Here is a 15,965-nt window from a genome sequence, read left to right as displayed (position 1 = left end):
CGATGGAGCACGTCGCGCCCATGGTCGATGTCGGCAGCGTCACCCACGTTGGACGGGTTCGGACCCGCAACGAGGATTCCTGCCTTGTGCGCAGCGATATCGGCCTGTGGGCGGTTGCCGATGGCATGGGCGGTCACGAAGCCGGCGATCTGGCGAGCCAGGCCGTCGTGCGTGCGCTCGATAGCATCGGCGCGCCGGCTTCCGCCGCGGATCTGCTGGCGCAGTGCGAGGAGCGGCTGTTCGGCGCCAATCAAGACATCCTGGCGCTCAGCAAGACCCGTCATGGCGCGACCATCGGCACCACGGCGGCCGTGCTGCTGGTGCGCGACGACTATTATGCCTGTCTGTGGGCGGGCGACAGCCGGGTGTACCTCGTCAAGAGCGGCACCATCCGTCAGGTGTCGCGCGACCACACGGAGGCCGAGGACCTGGTGGCCGGCGGGACATTGTCCCGCGAGGAGGTCAAGGACTGGCCGAGCAACATCATCACCCGTGCGGTCGGCGTGGGGGCCGATCCGGAGTTCGAAGTGGTGACGGGACCGGCCTCGCCCGGCGACGCCTTCGTGGTGTGCAGCGATGGCCTGACGCGCCACGTCCAGGACGCGGAGATCCTGGAACAGGTCGTCGCATGCCATGCCCAGGCGGCGTGCGAAGCATTGCTGGCGCTGGCGCTCGACCGTGGCGGCCTCGACAACATCACGGTGATCGTGGTCCGCCTGCAGCCGCAACCGCGGCGATCGTCGGAGCCGACCCGCTCGCCACTCGACGGGGAGCAGCAGTCATGACCCCGAACGAGCCATTTCGGTCCTCCTATCGCGGTGTGCCGCCCGGGACGCGTCTCAACGGCATCTACGAGATCGACGCCATGATCGGCGCCGGCGGCATGGGCGAGGTCTACAAGTGCCGCGAGATCCAGACCGGTGCCCCGGTCGCGGTGAAGATGCTGCTGCCGGACATGGTCGACAACGAAGCGGCGCTGGGCCTGTTCCGGCGCGAAGCGTCCGCGCTGCACAATCTCCCGCATGACGCGATCGTCCGCTATTTTCTGTTCACCATCGAGCCGGAGCTGCAGCGGCCGTATCTGGCGATGGAATATGTCGATGGTCGTTCGCTGTCGGACATGCTGGAGGACGGTCCGCTGACCTTCGAGGCGCTGGTCAAGCTGATGCAGCGTGTCGCCTCCGGACTGCAGGCCGCACATGACCGCGGCATCATCCATCGCGACGTCTCACCGGACAACATCATCGCGCCGCTGGGCGACGTGACACGCGCAAAGATCATCGACTTCGGGATCGCGCGCTCGACCCAGGTCGGCGACAAGACGATCATCGGGACCGGATTTGCCGGCAAGGACAATTACGTGTCGCCGGAGCAGGTCGGGCTGTTCGGCAACGACGTCACGGCGAAGTCCGATGTTTACAGTCTCGGTCTCGTGCTGTTTCACGCCTTGACCGGCCAGAAGCTGAACATGGGCGGCAGCCAGTTCCAACTGGTGGAGAAGCGGCGGCGCGTGCCGGACCTCGGCGCCGTCGACATGCGGATCCGGCCGCTGCTGGAGCGCATGCTGCAACCCGATCCGGCCGCGCGCCCGACCATGGCCGATATCGCGGCCTGGAGGGGCGAGACTGCGCCGACGACGCTGTTGCGCAGCTTCGATCCACTGGCGCGCTCTGACAGCGCGATGGCCCGTGCGGAGAATATGGCGGCCGCGCCCGTGCCTGCGAGCCGGCGCGGGCTGTGGCTCGGCGGCGCTATCGCCGCGGCGCTGCTGCTGTTCGGCGGCGGCTATGCGTTCTACAGTCTCGTCTGGTCGTCGCCGACGGTCGCCAACCTGCCGCCGCCACCGGTGCTCGGCAACGCCAAGACGCCCGGACAGGTCGAGACTGTGCGACCAGATGCCGGTCGCAACGACTTGAAGAAGCTGGATGTCGCGAAGGCCCCCCCGACGCAGCCCGAGCCGGTGAAGCTGCCGGCGGTGCCTCCGCCTGTGACATCGCTGCCCGGGACGGCCGACGGTCCCGGGCGCGTCGACCGCATCCGCCGCTATGTCGAACAGTACGACGGCGGCGACTGCTTCTTCGTCATGCCGGTCGCGCTCAGCCAGAGCGCCGCGGTGATCGAGGGGTTCGGAGCGGCGAATGCACCGTTCGAGAGCTTCGGCAAGGCGTTCAGGCGGGAGCAGGGCTTTGATGCGTCCATGGGCGTGCGCCAGGTCACGTCCGCGCAATGTCCGGCGATCCGCTTTCTCAGGGAGGTCGGCATCAACCCGGCACGGGCGCCGCGTGTCAGTCTCGCTACGACCGAGGTCAAGGCGGGAGAGACGCTGAGCGGCACCATCGAGAACTTCGCCAACCGCGTGGTTGAGCTGCTGCTCGTCACCGATCGTGGCGAGGTGCAAAACATGTCCTATCTGCTCAAGCCCGGTACGGACTCGCTGTCGTTTGCGCTGCCGATGCCGCGCGGCAGCGGGCCGCAACTGGTGTTAGCGGTGGCCGCCCCCCGGGTGCTGGATTCGCTGCGGCAACCGCGGGCGACCGCCGCCGACACGTTCTTCCTGCAGGCGGCGAGCGAAGCCCAGCGTGCCAATCTCACCCTCAGCGCAACTGCACGCTATGTCATGCTGAAGAACTGAGTGAATGCCGCCGCTCAGAATTTTCCGATGACCAGAATCTTGAGGTCCGCATCCGGCTTGAAGTCGCTGGCCGTGTAGTCCAGCGGATGGCCGGCGGTTGGCTTGAGCTTGCCTGGACAGAAGCTGACCAGGCGGTCGGCGCCGCCGGGATCGACGGTGAGGTGGAAGGTCTTGATCGGGCCGGCCCAGTTGGCGCCGGTCTTCAGCACATAGGACACGCGGCGCTCGCCGAGCATGGCGGTGTTGGTCTGGCCGTTGCCGGCCCGCCGGTCGAGCTCGGCGAGAAACGCATCGGTGACGCAGTAGTCGCGGCGGTAGCGGTCGACTTCGGAGGCGAGGGACGGACTGTGGCGCAGGATCCAGCGCAGGATGGTGTCGCCGCTGGTGCCGACGCTGGGGCGGTACTGGTGCTCGACCTGTACCGGCCGCCCGGGCGGAAACACCTGCTGGCGCACCGCCGAGGTCCGGGTCACCCAGCCCGGCGCATATTGCTGGCGGCCGTTGTCGCTGGTGCCGGCCGGCATCAGAAGCCCCTCATCGACCAGTTTGCTGCGTGTCGCCTCGGGCAGATCGGCGACGCGGATTTCGTTGCTGCCGAGCGGCAACAGCGGCAGCTTGAGCTGACGCAGCACCGCACTCACGTCCTTGTCGCCGATCATGGCGCGCTGGTCGACGGTCAGCGGCGCCAGGGCACCATCGACCCTGGTCTCGAAGTCGACGAAGTTGACGGGATCGGCCGAGGGCAGGGCGATGCCGTCCGCGTCCGACAGATCGATGTCGGGCAGCGGAAACGCCACGGTCAAGGTCACCGGCTTGCTGGTGGTGTTGACGAACTTGTAGCGGACGTTGACGCGGTCGAGGGCGATGCGCAGATCCTCGCTTTCCATGGCAACGTCCGCGGAGCGCACGAACTGCAGTCCGCCGATCGAGAGTTCGGCGGCGGAGTCATTGGCCTGCACGGCTGAGCCGAGAGTGAGCTGCAATGCCACGACGGCGATGCCACACCGGGCGAACCTGCTGGTCATGACGGATCCTCCAGTCCATGCCGGAGCCGAAGCGAGGCCGGCTGCATGTCAGTCGACGGGGTGGTAGAGGTCGCCCCACTCAGGCTTCCAGACGCCGTCGGGGTCGCACACCACGATGGCGACCTTCATGTCGTTGGCGAGGCGGATCGCGCTGCGGTAGGCGTCCTGGGCCGGCAGGCTGTCGCTGACCTGGTCGGCGCTCAGCCGGCCGCCGCTGGCGGCGGCCGGGAACACGACCGATCCGGTGACGCCGCTGCCGTCGCGTTTCAGCACCAGCGTGATGGCGTCGGGCTGGACTTCGCTGACCTGTTCAAATCGGTTTTTGCTCATCGTGTTGCGCCGCAAAGCTGAAAGGGGCTCGGACCATCACCAGACGGTGATTGGATTGAACGTATTGGAGGCTGCTCGCCACTCACTCAGGTGCACCGTCGGGGCCGTCAACGGTTAGTCGATCGGGGGCCGCCAACGGTTCGGAGAGTTCGAGGAGGCCGATGTTCCGACAGGCTGATTGGATCTGGATGTTTCTTGCCGGCTGGGCCGGCCTTGTGGCGGGCAGCGCGCAGGCCGACGACGCCGTGGTGCGGGCCTTCGCCAGCGGGGCATCGTCCACCGCGGTCGGGATCGTGCAGGCCAGCGAGGACGTGGAGCTCAACGGGCCCCAGGCCCTGACCGCTGACGGTCAGGGGAACCTGTTCATGCTCGATCAGGTCAACGGCCGCATCCTGCAGTTCGATCCCAAACAGCCGGCCACCGAGCCCAACGTCCTGAAGATGCCGGATAACGTCCAGCCGACCGACCTCGTGGTGCGCAACAACGACATCATGGTGTGGGACGGCTCGGTTCGCACGCTCAAGGCTGCGCCCGACCAATCGACCCGTGGTCTCGGCGGCGACATCATTCGTCTGGAGGAGGTCAGCACGCGGGATCTCGGCGATCCCATCGCGGCCTCGGCGTTCGCCCAGATGGGTTCGCAGCCGCCCAGCAGCGCGACGGACCTCATCAACCAGAACACGCGCGACGCCATCGTCAAGAAGACCCGTCAGCCGGACCGTCAGTATATCGCCTCCCGCGGCAAGGGATCGGTAATCGCCGACATCATTCCCGACAAGGGCGTGACAGCCGTCCGGGTCGAGATCCAGACCATGACCACCAACGAGACCATCGCCCAGCTTTCGCTGCGGGTGCGCAATCAGCTCGGCACGGTCGAGTTCCTGGAGATCGACAACAGCGACCGCTTCTATGTGCTGGCGGAGAACATCCCGCCGTCCGGCAAGGACGCCTCGACCTTCGTCGCGCGCTATGCGTCGAACGGAGGTCTTGAAGGCGTCTACGAACTGCCGCTGGAGAATACCCCCCTGACACGCCGCTTCGTCACCATCTCGGGCGATGGCGACGTCTATTTCCTGCGCACCAAGTCGGACGGCGTCGACGTCGTGGGCGTCGGGTTCCGGCCGCTCAAGGACGCCTCGGTCATCGACCTCAGCCTGCCCAAGGTCGCCGCCAGCAAGGCCGGGGCGGGGACGTTGCCTGACAGCAACCGCTTCAGCGGTATCGCGGCGGTACGGCCATCGAACCGCCAGCAGGCGATCGAGACGGCGTTTGCCTTCGAAGGCGTGCAGTGGAAACTGACCACGGCCAACTACGGCAGCGACCCCGACACCACCTGCAGCGGCTTCAACCGCATCCGCCGGCCCTGGTACCTGCAAGGCAAGGTCAATCAGGAGGTGCGCGGCGTGCCGTATTGCTGGGGGTGTCATGGTTCGCTGGCCAATTTCCGCCAGCGGATCGAGAGCGGCGCGCTGGCCGGCAATGTCTGCACCCGCAACGAACCGCGTTCCGACGTCGCCGGCGTCGATTGTTCGGCCTTCGTCAGCGCGACCTGGGGGCTGTCGGTGCACTACACCACGGCAGCGATCCCGGCGATCGCCAAGCCGGTCGAGAACCCGTGGGATCTCAAGCCGGGCGATGCACTGAACAAGGCCGGCTCCCATGTCATGCTGTTCCTGCGCTTCACGCCTGATCGCAAGGCCGAGGTGATGGAGGCGTCGACCGGGGGCTGCAACGGGCGGGTGTGCCGCAACGTCTATCCGCTCGCGAGCCTGCTGGCGCGGGGCTATGCGCCGGTCCGGTTCCGCGCCTTTGCCGACGACCAGATGACGGTGTCGGCCAACGCCTATCAGGACGATGCGCCGGCCGGGCGGGACAAGAAGGCCGCGACGCCGCGGCGCTGAACCGCCATCGCCATCGGTGAGACAGAAGGACAGGCATGCCGGTTCTGGCGGCCGCCCGTCCGCGTCGCGCGGGCGGGGACGCAGATGTGGCGAGCGACATCGAGGGATGTGCCATGCTGAGGCTCGGGAGACTTGACCGGATCGCCAGCCGGCTGTGCCTCGCGGCGATGCTCTCAGCGGCGTTCATAGCGGCGCCAGGGGCGCGCGCGGCCGAAGGCCTCGCCATCACCAGTCCTGACGGCGGTGCGGTGCGCGGCCTTGTGATCGGCATCGACGACTACCAGCATGTGCGCAAGTTGAAGGGCGCGGTGGCGGACGCCAACGATCTGGCCTCCAGCCTCCGAACGATGGGCGTGCGCGACGTCGTCCAGTTGATCGACGCCCAGGCCGATCGCAACAGCATTCTCCGCGAGATCAGCGCCATGGTCGAGCGCACCCGCGTCAACGACCTGGTGTTCCTGTCGATCGCAGGCCACGGCACCCAGGAGCCGGAGCGGATCAAGGGATCCGAGCCCGACGGCATGGAGAATGTGTTCCTGCTGCCCGGTTTCGAGATCACCCCCGCAGGTTCGCTGCAGCGCATCCTCGGCAGCGAGTTCAATCACTTCATCCGCCAGTTCGAATTGCGCGGCGCCAAAGTGATCTTCGTCGCCGACACCTGCCACGGCGGCGGCATGGCGCGCGATATCGATCCCCGCGCTGCGGAGATGAGCTTTCGCCAGGTGCCGCGCTATACATTGCTGGTCGACGAACTGAAGCCGGTCTCCGACAAGAGTGATCCGCGCTCGGAGCTCGACTTCGATCACACCGCATTCCTCGCCGCGGTCGACCGCAGCACCAAGGCGCCGGAGGTTCGGATTCCCGGCATCGATGGCCTGCGCGGTGCGCTCAGTTACGCCGTGGCCCGCGCGGTGGAAGGCGGCGCGGACGCCAACCACGATGGCAAGGTGACGCTGAAGGAGCTGTTCAGCAACGTGCGCCAGGTGGTCTATCAGCTGTCCGACCAGCGCCAGAACATCGTCACGATGTCGTCGCCGAACCAGACGCCGGAGACCGATATCGCATTCGACCTGACGCGCGGCGTGGTGCTGATGCAGGGCGGACGCCCGGTGCAGGCGCCCGCGGCTCCGGCGACGGAGCCGTCTGCGGACCTGCGCCAGCCAGGACCGCCGGCGTCCGCTGCGACTGCGCCCGCGGCAACTGCTGCGGCGCCGCGCACCGCCGCGCCGATCCGCCTTGCGGCGCTCGATGGCAAGGTGAGCTATTTTCCCGATCTCAAGGCGCGCGACGTCACGGTGCTCGCGGTGCAGCCGACCGACAATCCCGACCTCATCTGGGACCCGGTGTCGCACGACGTCATCGCCTGGGGCGATGTCATTGCCTACGGTGTCGATGTCGCCGATCTGCCCACCGTGGTCGAGCGCACGGCCGCGATACGTGAGCTCAAGCGCATGGCGACCCAGTCGCCGCAGGTGATGCGGGTGTCGCCCGACGACCGCCAGCACCGCAACGACCAGACCGTCGAAATCGATCTGTCGGATGTCGCGCAGCGCGCGGTGGTGCTGTTCAACGTCTCCGGCGACGGCACCATCCAGATGCTGTACCCGATCGGCTCCGACGCCTCGCCGGCGACGTCCGCCAACCTCAAGCTGCCGTTGCGGGTGCGCGAGCCATTCGGCGCCGAGCAGATCGTCGCAGTGACCTCGCAGCAGCGCGTGGTCGACCTCGAAAAGGTCCTGCTCCAGCTCAACCGCCGCCGCGCGCCGGGGCTCGTGATCAAGAGCCTGGAACGCTATCTGCCAGCCGATGCCCGCATCGGCTCGGTCGGCTTCTTCAGTGTGCCGTGATGGCTGCCGTCGGGGCGGTCAGGTCCTGGTCGCTGGCGTTCCGGCTTCTGCGTGGTGCGTATACGCTCGCCGCCGCCGGCCTGGTCGCTGCGACGCCGGGGCTGGCGATGTCGTCGCTGCGTCCGTCCGAGCCGGCGTCCTTGCTGTGGCGCGTGCAGTCGGCGCCGTCGCTGAACGCCGCAAACGTGTCGCTGAAAATGGTCCCCGACAAGGCCGTCAGCGTCGGCAGCAAGGTGTCGTTCCGCGTCACCGCGCGCAAGGCTGGCTATGTGGTGCTGGTCGACGTCGATGCCGAGGGGCACATGACGCAGATCTTCCCGACACCGGAACTACTGACGCAGACCGGCGAGAAAGACATCAACGCAGTTCGTCCGGGCGAGGAACTGCAGATTCCGACCGCAGCGGCGCGCGAGCGCGGCTTCGAATATGTGGTCACGCCGCCGAGCGGCGCCGCGACCGTGGTTGCGATCTTCAGCGAGCGGCGGGTTCAGATCCTCGATCTGCCGGACATGCCTCGCAAGCTGCGTGGCGAGGCCGACGCCGTCACCTATCTCGCCGCCTGGACCAGCGAACTGCGCGTCCCCGATGGCGCCAGTGGCAAGCTGCTGCCGAGCAGTTGGTCGTTCGACGTCAAGGCGTATTCCGTCCAGTAGGCGCGTTGAGCAGAATATCGATCGCAGACTCGCCAGCCAGCAGCGCTTTGGTTGCTACTTGTGGGTAAACAAGTTGAGGTTTGAAGCGGCGGAGCCCAGTCCAACCGCTTGTGATATCTGCGCACCGCTCATCTGCCATTCGCTGAGGGCGCCGGACGCACTGTCGCGCCATAGCATTCCATCGATTGCGCTTCCCGTAAACTTGCCGGTGCCGACAAACTGCCAGGTCGAGGCGACGTCGCCGAGCGTGATCGATTGGCTGATCTGCCCATTCTGCATCAGCCATTCGCCGACGGTATTTCCACTGCGCCATACGACATCGTCGGTACCGTTGCCGGTGAAGTCGCCGAAGCCGAGGATTTGCAATCCTGCCGGAGTCCCGCCAAGCGTGATGCCGCTGCTGATCTGTCCGGCGCCCATCAGCCATTCTCCGACTGTACCGTCACTCTGGCGCCAGAAAATATCATCGGTGCCATCGCCGTTGAAATCGCCGGCCCCAATAATCTGCAGACTCGCCGGTTGGACGCCCAGCACCGGCGCTGATGCGATCTGGCCGCTGCCGTTGGGGTTCATCAACCATTCGCCGATCTGGCCGGTTGAACTGTTCTGCCAGAAGATGCTGTCGATACCGCCGCCGGCGAAATTTCCGATCGCTACGATTTTGACGTCCGACGGGACCGTTGTGAGGCTGGGCGCCGAGGAGATTTGCCCATTGGTCATCAACCATGCACCGAGCGTTCCGTTGCTCAATGTCAGGACATCGGCGGTGCCATCGCCGTTGAAGTCCCCGGTGCCAACGATGCTGTAGTCCGGCGCGTTGCCGAGGCTTGGTGCGGTGGCGATCTGGCCGCTCCCGCTGGGATCCATCAACCACTCACCGATCGTGCTGGAGGTGGTGTTCTGCCAAAACACGTCACTGATGCCGTTGCCGACAAAATCGTTCCCGACGCCCCGGATCCACTTGTGAGTCCCACCGGCGGTGCCATCGGTGATCCACAGGCTGGAAACGCCGTTGGTCTCGGCGCCGCTGAACACGACCTGGCCATTGAATACCGTCAGTCCAGACGGGTTGAGACCATAGGGTGAAGCGTTGAGCACGCCCTGATCCGAGAGGCCGCCTATCTCGTAGGTGCCCGCGGCCGTGCCGTCGCTGACCCACAATCCGCGGTGACCTGCGGCATCAGTGCCATTGAAAAGCACCTTGCCGTTGAATGCGACCAGGTTGGTGGGGTTGAGGCTGCTGGAAGAAACACCTGCGATTCCGGCGTTCTTGAGACCTCCAACCTCGACGGTGCCGGTGGCTGTGCCGTCTGTGGTCCAGAGGCCATCATAGCCGTTGGAATCATAGCCGTTCAGAAGAACCGTTGTGTTGAGGACGGTCATGTACGACGGATTGAGGCCGCCGCTGTACACACCAGTAATTCCGGCGTTGTTCGTGCCGCCGATCACGGTCGTGCCGGCAGCCGTGCCGTCGGTGACCCACAGCGTGACGTTGGCGGGAGAAGGGCTGTTCGTCGAGTGGATGCCCGACGAAAACAGGACCTTACCGTTGAAAACGGTCATGTCGCTGGGATCGAGAGCCCACGAGACGCCGACACCAGCGTTCCCGCGACCTCCAATTTCGATGGTACCTGCAGCGGTTCCGTCGCTGATCCAGAGGCCGCGGCTAGGGATGGGATTACCTCTTATCCCCACACCAGGTAGTGCTGGAACCGTGTCATACCCATTGAACAAGAACTTGCCGTTGAACGAGGTTATGTCACTGGGATTCAATCCGCTGGATGCAGCGTTGGTGACGCCGGCATTGCCGATCCCCCCAACTTCGATGGTGCCCGCCGCAGTGCCGTCCGATATCCACAAGCCCTGAGCGACACTGCTGTCGTAGCCGCTGAATGCAAATTTACCGTTCCATGGGGCAATATTGAAGGGGGAGAGGCCACCGCTCGACGGAGCGCCGACAACGCTGTGATTGCCGAGGCCGCCGATCTCTGTCGTGCCGGCAGTCGTTCCATCCGTGACCCAGAGGCCGTAGTTGCCGTTGGTATCCTGGCCGAGGAAATAGGCCGACGAGCCGACGACACTCAGGTTCAGTGGCCCCAAGCCGTAGGTATAAGAGCCGGATACGCCGACACCACCGAGGCCGCCAATTTCGTAAGTCCCCGCGGCGGTCCCGTTGGTCACCCAGAGGCTGCGACGGTTCGACGAATCCAGTCCGTTGTAGATGATCTTGCCGTTAAAGAGCATGATATTCAGAGGATACAGACCAGCCATGTCGTTCCACCAAAGATGTGTCGGATCGCCTCAGGTTGTGAACCTAGCCTATTGCACTTGTCGGTGACAATCGTGTTGCAGCGCTGTCAACGATCCGCAAGACTCTCGCGCAGCCTGGTGACTTGCGGGCGCAGTGCCTCGCAGCTGAGGCTCCGCTCGAAACGCAGCACATCGTCTCGCGACGGATTGCTGCGCAGCCGCGCCAGGGCGGCGCGCTCCTGGTCGCAGGTCTGTTTGACGGCCTCTGGGGCTGGCGGGGGCGTGGACGGAGCGGCGGTCACGGTGGCTTGACGGTTCTGTGCTGCACCGGCGCTGGCGTCTGCGCGCGGCGCCTCTGCACTCGTTCCGACCGGGGCAAGGCTCTCACGCAGCCGCACCACCTGCGGGCGTAACCGATCGCAGCCTAGTTCGCGCTCGAACGCTACGACGTCGGCATAGGACGGCTCGGCCCGCAGCCGGGCGAGGCGGGGCTCGTCGCGCTTGCAGGCCTGCGCCTGATCGGCGAGCGGCGGCGCGGGCTGGCTTTTGAGGTCGGCGAGCCGCTCAGGCTGCGGCGTAGGGATCGGCGGCACCGCAGGGGCCAGAGGCGGCGGCGCGTTTGCCACGGGCGCCGGTGCGGTCGTGGGCGCTGCGACCTGCGCCGGTGGGCCGGTTGGCGCAAGGCTCTCGCGCAGCCGCGCGACCTGCGGCCGCAGCCGGTCGCAGGTCATTTCGCGCTCGAACTGTGCGACGTCGGCGAACACCGGGTTGCTGCGCAATCGCGCGAGGCGGGCGACGTCCTGGTCGCACGGCTGTGCGGTACTGGACGGCGCAGTCGCGGCGGGTGGCGCGGGCTCGATCCGCGGCGTCGCCGGTTCGACGCGTTCGATGCCGGCGAGCTTCTGCGGCGGTCGCTGGGCCTCGGCTGCAGCTTTCTGCCGTTGTTCGTCCTGCTGCCGCTGCGCGGCCTCACGCTCGAGGCGGGCACGTTCCGCGTCCGCCTGCTTCGCGCGCTGGTCGTCCAGCCGTCGCTGCTCGTCTGCACGCCTTTGTTCGTCGGCCTTGCGCGCCACATCCTGCTCGGCGCGACGCTGCTCGTCGAGCCGGCGGGCTGCTTCTTCCTGACGGATCTGCTGCAACTGCTTCTCCTGCGCCTGCAGCTCGAGGCGCTGGATGCGGTAGCGGGCGTCGGAGACGTAGCTCGACGACGGGAATTTTCCGATGAAGTCCCGCAGCGCAGCGGGATCGGACGATTCCTTCACGGCGTCGAACGCCGTGCGATCGGTCTGGTTCAGATAGTAGTCGCTGAGCAGGGAGACGTAGGTCTCGGGGCGCTGGCGACCGCCGGTGTCGGTGTTGACGTCGGCGGCGACGCGGCGGAACAGCTGCTCGATTTCGAGGCCGGGTTCGCGCAGCCGTTTGAGGAAGGCGCGCGTGAACGGGCTGTTGCGGCCGGAGCCGTCGGCTGCGACCTCGTCGGCCGCGGTCGAGTACGCGATCACCATGCCCTGCGTCTTGTCGATGCGGGCGAGGCCGCGCTGGCCGCCGAGCGCGCGGCTTTCGCCTGTCGTGCGGCGGCGGATCGAATCCACGATCGGGTTGTTGCGGCAGGCGTCGAGGATCATGACCTTGACGCCGGTGGCGCGGTCGAGCGCGGCGCGGACGTCATCGATCGGCATCAGCTGGTAGCGCAGGCTGACCTCGTCCTCGACCTCGGCGTCGGTCGGAATGAGATAGTTGCGCCCCTGGTATTGCAGCGCATGGCCGGCATAGAAGAACAGCGCGGCATCGGAGTCAGTAGCGGCGCGGGCGAATTTGGCCATGGCGAGATCGAGGTCGCGCTTACTGGCGTCGGTCGCCTTCATGACCTCGAAGCCGACGGCGCGCAACGCGTCTGCGACGTCGTCGGCATCGTTCTTCGGGTTGCTGAGATTCAAGGCCGCATTGCCGTAATGGGCGTTGCCCACCACGAGCGCAATGCGCCGGTCGGCCCTTGCGCTATCGCCGGTTGCGAGCAGCAGCAGGACGCCGCACGCCGCTGCGATCCACGGGGCGAACCGCCTGATCATGTCATGCTCCGGACGGGCCGGATGGCCGGTCGATCACTCGTAGCGATACCTCCAGCGATATCTGCGCTTCTTCTTGGTCGGCGGCTTCTTGCCGGAAACCGTCGCCGTGACCTCGATTGGCGCCGAATAGATCGGCGGATCGTGGGGAATGTGGTTCTCGTCGGCGAGCAGCAGCTGCAGCTTGTGCTTGCCGGGTGTCAGCGTGATCTTGGCTTCGGTCTGGCCGGCGCCGAAGTGCAGGTGGTTGAAGTCGTTTGGGATCGGCTGATCAAAGGGCGGCAGCTCGGTATCGATCAGGAGATGGTGGTGTCCGGTATTGACCTTCTCGAAGCCGGCTGGCGCCACGCCCATGCCGATCAGGCCGAAGCGGATCACGGGGTTCAGCGTCACATAGGCGCCGTCGGTCGGATAGACGAAATAGACCTTTGCTCCAGGCGGTGAGGGGTGGCGGCCGCCGTGGGCGTCATGGCCGCTATGTGCCGCAGCGGCGGCCGGAGCCGCTGGCACGGCGGCGCCGTCGGCGACATGCACGCGGATACGCTCGGACATCAGCGGCGGCGAGTTGGGAATGTGGTTCTTGTCGCCGAGCAGCAGCTGCAGCGTGTGGTCACCCGGCGCCAGCGTCACCTCGGCTTCGGTCTGGCCGGCGCCGAAGTGCAGGTGATTGAAGTCGTTCGGGATGGGCTGGTCCATCGGCGGCAGATCGGTGTCGATCAGCAGGTGATGATGGCCGGAATTCTCCTTGTCGGAGCCGGCTGGCGCGACTCCCATGCCCTTGAGGCCGAAATGGACGGTGAACTTGCCGGGAACCGTCTGGCCATCCTTGAGATCGATGAAATAGACCGCGGAGCCGGCCGGCGATGGCGTCGGTCCGCCGGACTTCTGGGCGTCGGCAGAGGTACAGAAGAGGCCTGCGAACAGCAGGCAGGAGGCCGCGGTGGCGGCCACTGCGCGTGAGAGCACGAGTTCCTCCATAAACATTGCGGCTGCCGGCGCAATGCTGCCGGCTGCTCGAAAACGTCAAGGACCTGGTCCCTCGCAGGTGGTCGAATGATACACCGGAATTGTTCAAAGGAAATATCGCTGTCGTGGCGGGACGGTGTCGCGCAAGTGCAGTGTATTTTTCGTCAAATGCGGCGATTCGGTCACGGGGCTGTGCGCTGGCGCTTTGAACCGTCTGGCCTTTTTTCCTACCTACCAATGCGTCGGGCGTGGATAATGCGGGCGCAGATGGTGGGGACGTCACGTCGACGGGACTGAGATGGTCAGATTTCTTGTCGTTTTTGCCGGCCTGTGGATCTCGACGGTCATGGCCATGCCGGTCGGCCGGCCTGCGGCTGACGCCGGAGGGAATGACGGCGCGATCGTGCGCGTGGCCGCGGCGGCCGTGCCGGAACCGGGCGAGCTCGTGCGCGACTGCGCCAGCTGTCCGGAGCTGGTCGTCGTGCCATCGGGCGATTTCGAAATGGGCAGCCGCGATACGCCGTTCGAAGCCCCGCCGCACAAGGTCACGATCGCGTCTCCTTTTGCGATTGCACGGCGCGAGACATCGTTCGCCGAATGGGATGCCTGTGTCGCCGACGGCGACTGCAAGTACCGGGCGGACGATCAGGGCTGGGGGCGTGGCAACCAGCCGGTCGTCGATGTCAGTTGGGAGGACGCCAAGGCGTTCGTCGCCTGGCTGACGCGCAAGACCGGCCGCACCTATCGTCTGCCGAGCGAGGCGGAGTGGGAATATGCCGCGCGCGCCGGCACCACGGCGAAATACTGGTGGGGCAAGGACGCTGGCAAGGGCAATGCCAACTGCGACGGCTGCGGCGACGCGCCGGTGCGCAAGACCATGCCGGTCGCCTCGTTCCGGCCGAACGGCTTCGGCCTCTACGACACCGCCGGCAATGCCTATGAATGGGTCGAGGACTGCTGGAACGACAACTACGCCAAGGCGCCGAAGGATGGCTCGGCCTGGACGACCGGACAGTGCCGGCAGCGGGTGCTGCGTGGCGGCTCGTTCGCCAACAAGGCCAACCTTGCGACATCGAGCGCCCGGTTCCGTTACGACATCGACGTGCGCTATTACGCGAACGGCTTTCGCGTCGCCCGCGACCTGCAGTAGGCGACGGAAACGGTTCAGCGTTTGCGGGCCGCCTTTTGCGGCTTCGCGTCGGTGGTCTTTCCGGTGTCGGGCAGCGCGGCACTGGCGTACTTGCCGAGGACGCGGGCGAAGGCCGCAACCGCCGGCGCCAGCGAGCGTCCGGTCCGCGCGATCAGCGAGATGTCACGGCCGAGGCCCGGCTCCAGCGCCGCTGCCCGAATGTCGAGCGCCCGTGCCGCGGCAAAGGCGTAGGTCGGCAGCACCGCGACGCCGAGCCCGGCTTCCACCATCGCGAGCGCTGTCGTGATCTGCGCCACCTCGTAAGCGGGCACCAGCTTGATCTGTGCCGCCTCGAAGCCGACCTCGACCAGGAGACGAATGCCGCTGTCGCGGGTCAGTGTCACCAGCGCGAGACCGTCGAGTTCGCGCCAGTCGACGCTGGCACGGCCGGCGAGCGGGTGCTGTGCGGCACAGAACACCATCAGGCTGTCGCGCGCCAGCCGCGTCGACACGATGCCATCCTCGCCGGCATGGAAGGTGCCGATACCACAATCGACCTGGCCGGAGCGCACCAGCTCGACGATCTGGTCGGTGCGGGCGTCGATCAGGCGGACCGATAGCCCGGGATACTGCGTGCCGAATTCGGCGATCGCGCGCGGCACGATGGCTGCGGCGAGCAGCGGCGGCGCTGCGACCACCACGCGGCCGCGCTTGCGCTCGGCGAGGTCCTGTGCGTTGCGCGCGGCGAGTTCGAGATCCTCGATGATCTTGGCGGCGATGTTGCGAAACTCGGCGCCGCCATCGGTCAGTTCGACCCGCCGCGTAGTGCGGTCGAACAGGCGAATGCCGAGTTCGGCTTCGAGATCGCGGACCTGCTGCGACAGCGCCGGCTGCAGTGTATGCAGCTTTTCGGCGGCGCGGGTGAAGCTGCCGAGCGCAGCGACCTGAAGAAAGGCCTGGATCTGGCGGATGGTGATGTTCATGGTCATTCATACTATTTCTATTATGAATAAATAAGAATTATAAGCATTGCAACTTAAAGGCCTCCGCCGCCTAATCGCACCATGACGCGGAACACGATGGCCTCAAGCGACCGTGCACAACGCAACTTTTGGCGCGGTGCTGGGGTGCGGCGAGGTGGCGGACGCTCGATCGCGGCCGCCGGT

At 66.2% G+C, this 15,965-nt stretch carries 12 protein-coding genes; 6 read left to right on the top strand and 6 right to left on the bottom strand.

Annotated features, from left to right (window positions below; translation table 11 throughout):
* Window positions 1–2: 2 nt before the first annotated feature.
* Window positions 3–785 (top strand): PP2C family protein-serine/threonine phosphatase, encoded by a 783-nt coding sequence (locus JQ639_RS01575; protein ID WP_211969781.1) that lies wholly within the window; start codon window positions 3–5, stop codon window positions 783–785.
* Window positions 782–2,632, top strand: coding sequence for a serine/threonine-protein kinase (locus JQ639_RS01570; protein ID WP_211969782.1), 1,851 nt, complete (start codon window positions 782–784; stop codon window positions 2,630–2,632). The genes JQ639_RS01575 and JQ639_RS01570 overlap by 4 nt, the downstream gene beginning before the upstream one ends.
* 14 nt (window positions 2,633–2,646) lie before the next feature.
* Here JQ639_RS01570 and JQ639_RS01565 read toward each other — a convergent pair whose 3' ends face one another.
* Together JQ639_RS01565 and JQ639_RS01560 are read right to left on the bottom strand one after the other, a co-directional pair.
* Window positions 2,647–3,657 (bottom strand): DUF4424 domain-containing protein, encoded by a 1,011-nt coding sequence (locus JQ639_RS01565; protein ID WP_211969783.1) that lies wholly within the window; start codon window positions 3,655–3,657, stop codon window positions 2,647–2,649.
* Window positions 3,658–3,705: 48 nt separating this feature from the next.
* Window positions 3,706–3,987, bottom strand: a complete 282-nt coding sequence (locus JQ639_RS01560; protein ID WP_211969784.1) for a hypothetical protein — start codon at window positions 3,985–3,987, stop codon at window positions 3,706–3,708.
* 161 nt (window positions 3,988–4,148) lie between these two features.
* Here JQ639_RS01560 and JQ639_RS01555 point away from each other — a divergent pair, with 161 nt between their 5' ends.
* From JQ639_RS01555 to JQ639_RS01545, 3 genes are all read left to right on the top strand, one after another.
* Window positions 4,149–5,888, top strand: a complete 1,740-nt coding sequence (locus JQ639_RS01555; protein WP_211969785.1) for a hypothetical protein — start codon at window positions 4,149–4,151, stop codon at window positions 5,886–5,888.
* A gap of 113 nt (window positions 5,889–6,001) precedes the next feature.
* Window positions 6,002–7,735 carry a caspase family protein gene (locus JQ639_RS01550; protein WP_211969786.1) on the top strand — a complete coding sequence of 578 codons (1,734 nt, stop codon included), beginning with the start codon at window positions 6,002–6,004 and terminating at the stop codon, window positions 7,733–7,735.
* The gene (locus JQ639_RS01545) at window positions 7,735–8,388 is read left to right on the top strand and encodes a DUF4384 domain-containing protein (protein WP_211969787.1); all 654 of its coding nucleotides are present in this window, start codon (window positions 7,735–7,737) and stop codon (window positions 8,386–8,388) included. Before JQ639_RS01550 ends, JQ639_RS01545 begins: the two co-directional genes overlap by 1 nt.
* A 54-nt stretch (window positions 8,389–8,442) precedes the next feature.
* Here JQ639_RS01545 and JQ639_RS01540 read toward each other — a convergent pair whose 3' ends face one another.
* The 3 genes from JQ639_RS01540 to JQ639_RS01530 all read right to left on the bottom strand — a co-directional run bounded on the left by JQ639_RS01540 (window position 8,443) and on the right by JQ639_RS01530 (window position 13,670).
* A complete protein-coding gene (locus tag JQ639_RS01540; protein WP_211969788.1) occupies window positions 8,443–10,659 on the bottom strand; it encodes an FG-GAP-like repeat-containing protein in 2,217 nt (738 codons plus the stop codon).
* A gap of 86 nt (window positions 10,660–10,745) precedes the next feature.
* Window positions 10,746–12,707, bottom strand: a complete 1,962-nt coding sequence (locus tag JQ639_RS01535; protein ID WP_211969789.1) for a caspase family protein — start codon at window positions 12,705–12,707, stop codon at window positions 10,746–10,748.
* Window positions 12,708–12,740: 33 nt separating this feature from the next.
* Window positions 12,741–13,670, bottom strand: coding sequence for a DUF4399 domain-containing protein (locus tag JQ639_RS01530; RefSeq protein WP_349644685.1), 930 nt, complete (start codon window positions 13,668–13,670; stop codon window positions 12,741–12,743).
* Window positions 13,671–13,968: 298 nt separating this feature from the next.
* Here JQ639_RS01530 and JQ639_RS01525 point away from each other — a divergent pair, with 298 nt between their 5' ends.
* On the top strand, window positions 13,969–14,820 hold the full coding sequence (locus JQ639_RS01525) for a formylglycine-generating enzyme family protein (protein WP_211969790.1): 852 nt from the start codon (window positions 13,969–13,971) through the stop codon (window positions 14,818–14,820).
* Window positions 14,821–14,834: 14 nt separating this feature from the next.
* Here JQ639_RS01525 and JQ639_RS01520 read toward each other — a convergent pair whose 3' ends face one another.
* On the bottom strand, window positions 14,835–15,788 hold the full coding sequence (locus JQ639_RS01520; protein ID WP_249123586.1) for a LysR family transcriptional regulator: 954 nt from the start codon (window positions 15,786–15,788) through the stop codon (window positions 14,835–14,837).
* Window positions 15,789–15,965: the final 177 nt, after the last annotated feature.

This window comes from Bradyrhizobium sp. U87765 SZCCT0048, assembly GCF_018131225.1.
In the GTDB taxonomy this organism is placed as follows: Bacteria; Pseudomonadota; Alphaproteobacteria; order Rhizobiales; family Xanthobacteraceae; genus Bradyrhizobium_A.
This window is presented reverse-complemented; position numbering and strand designations above follow the sequence as displayed.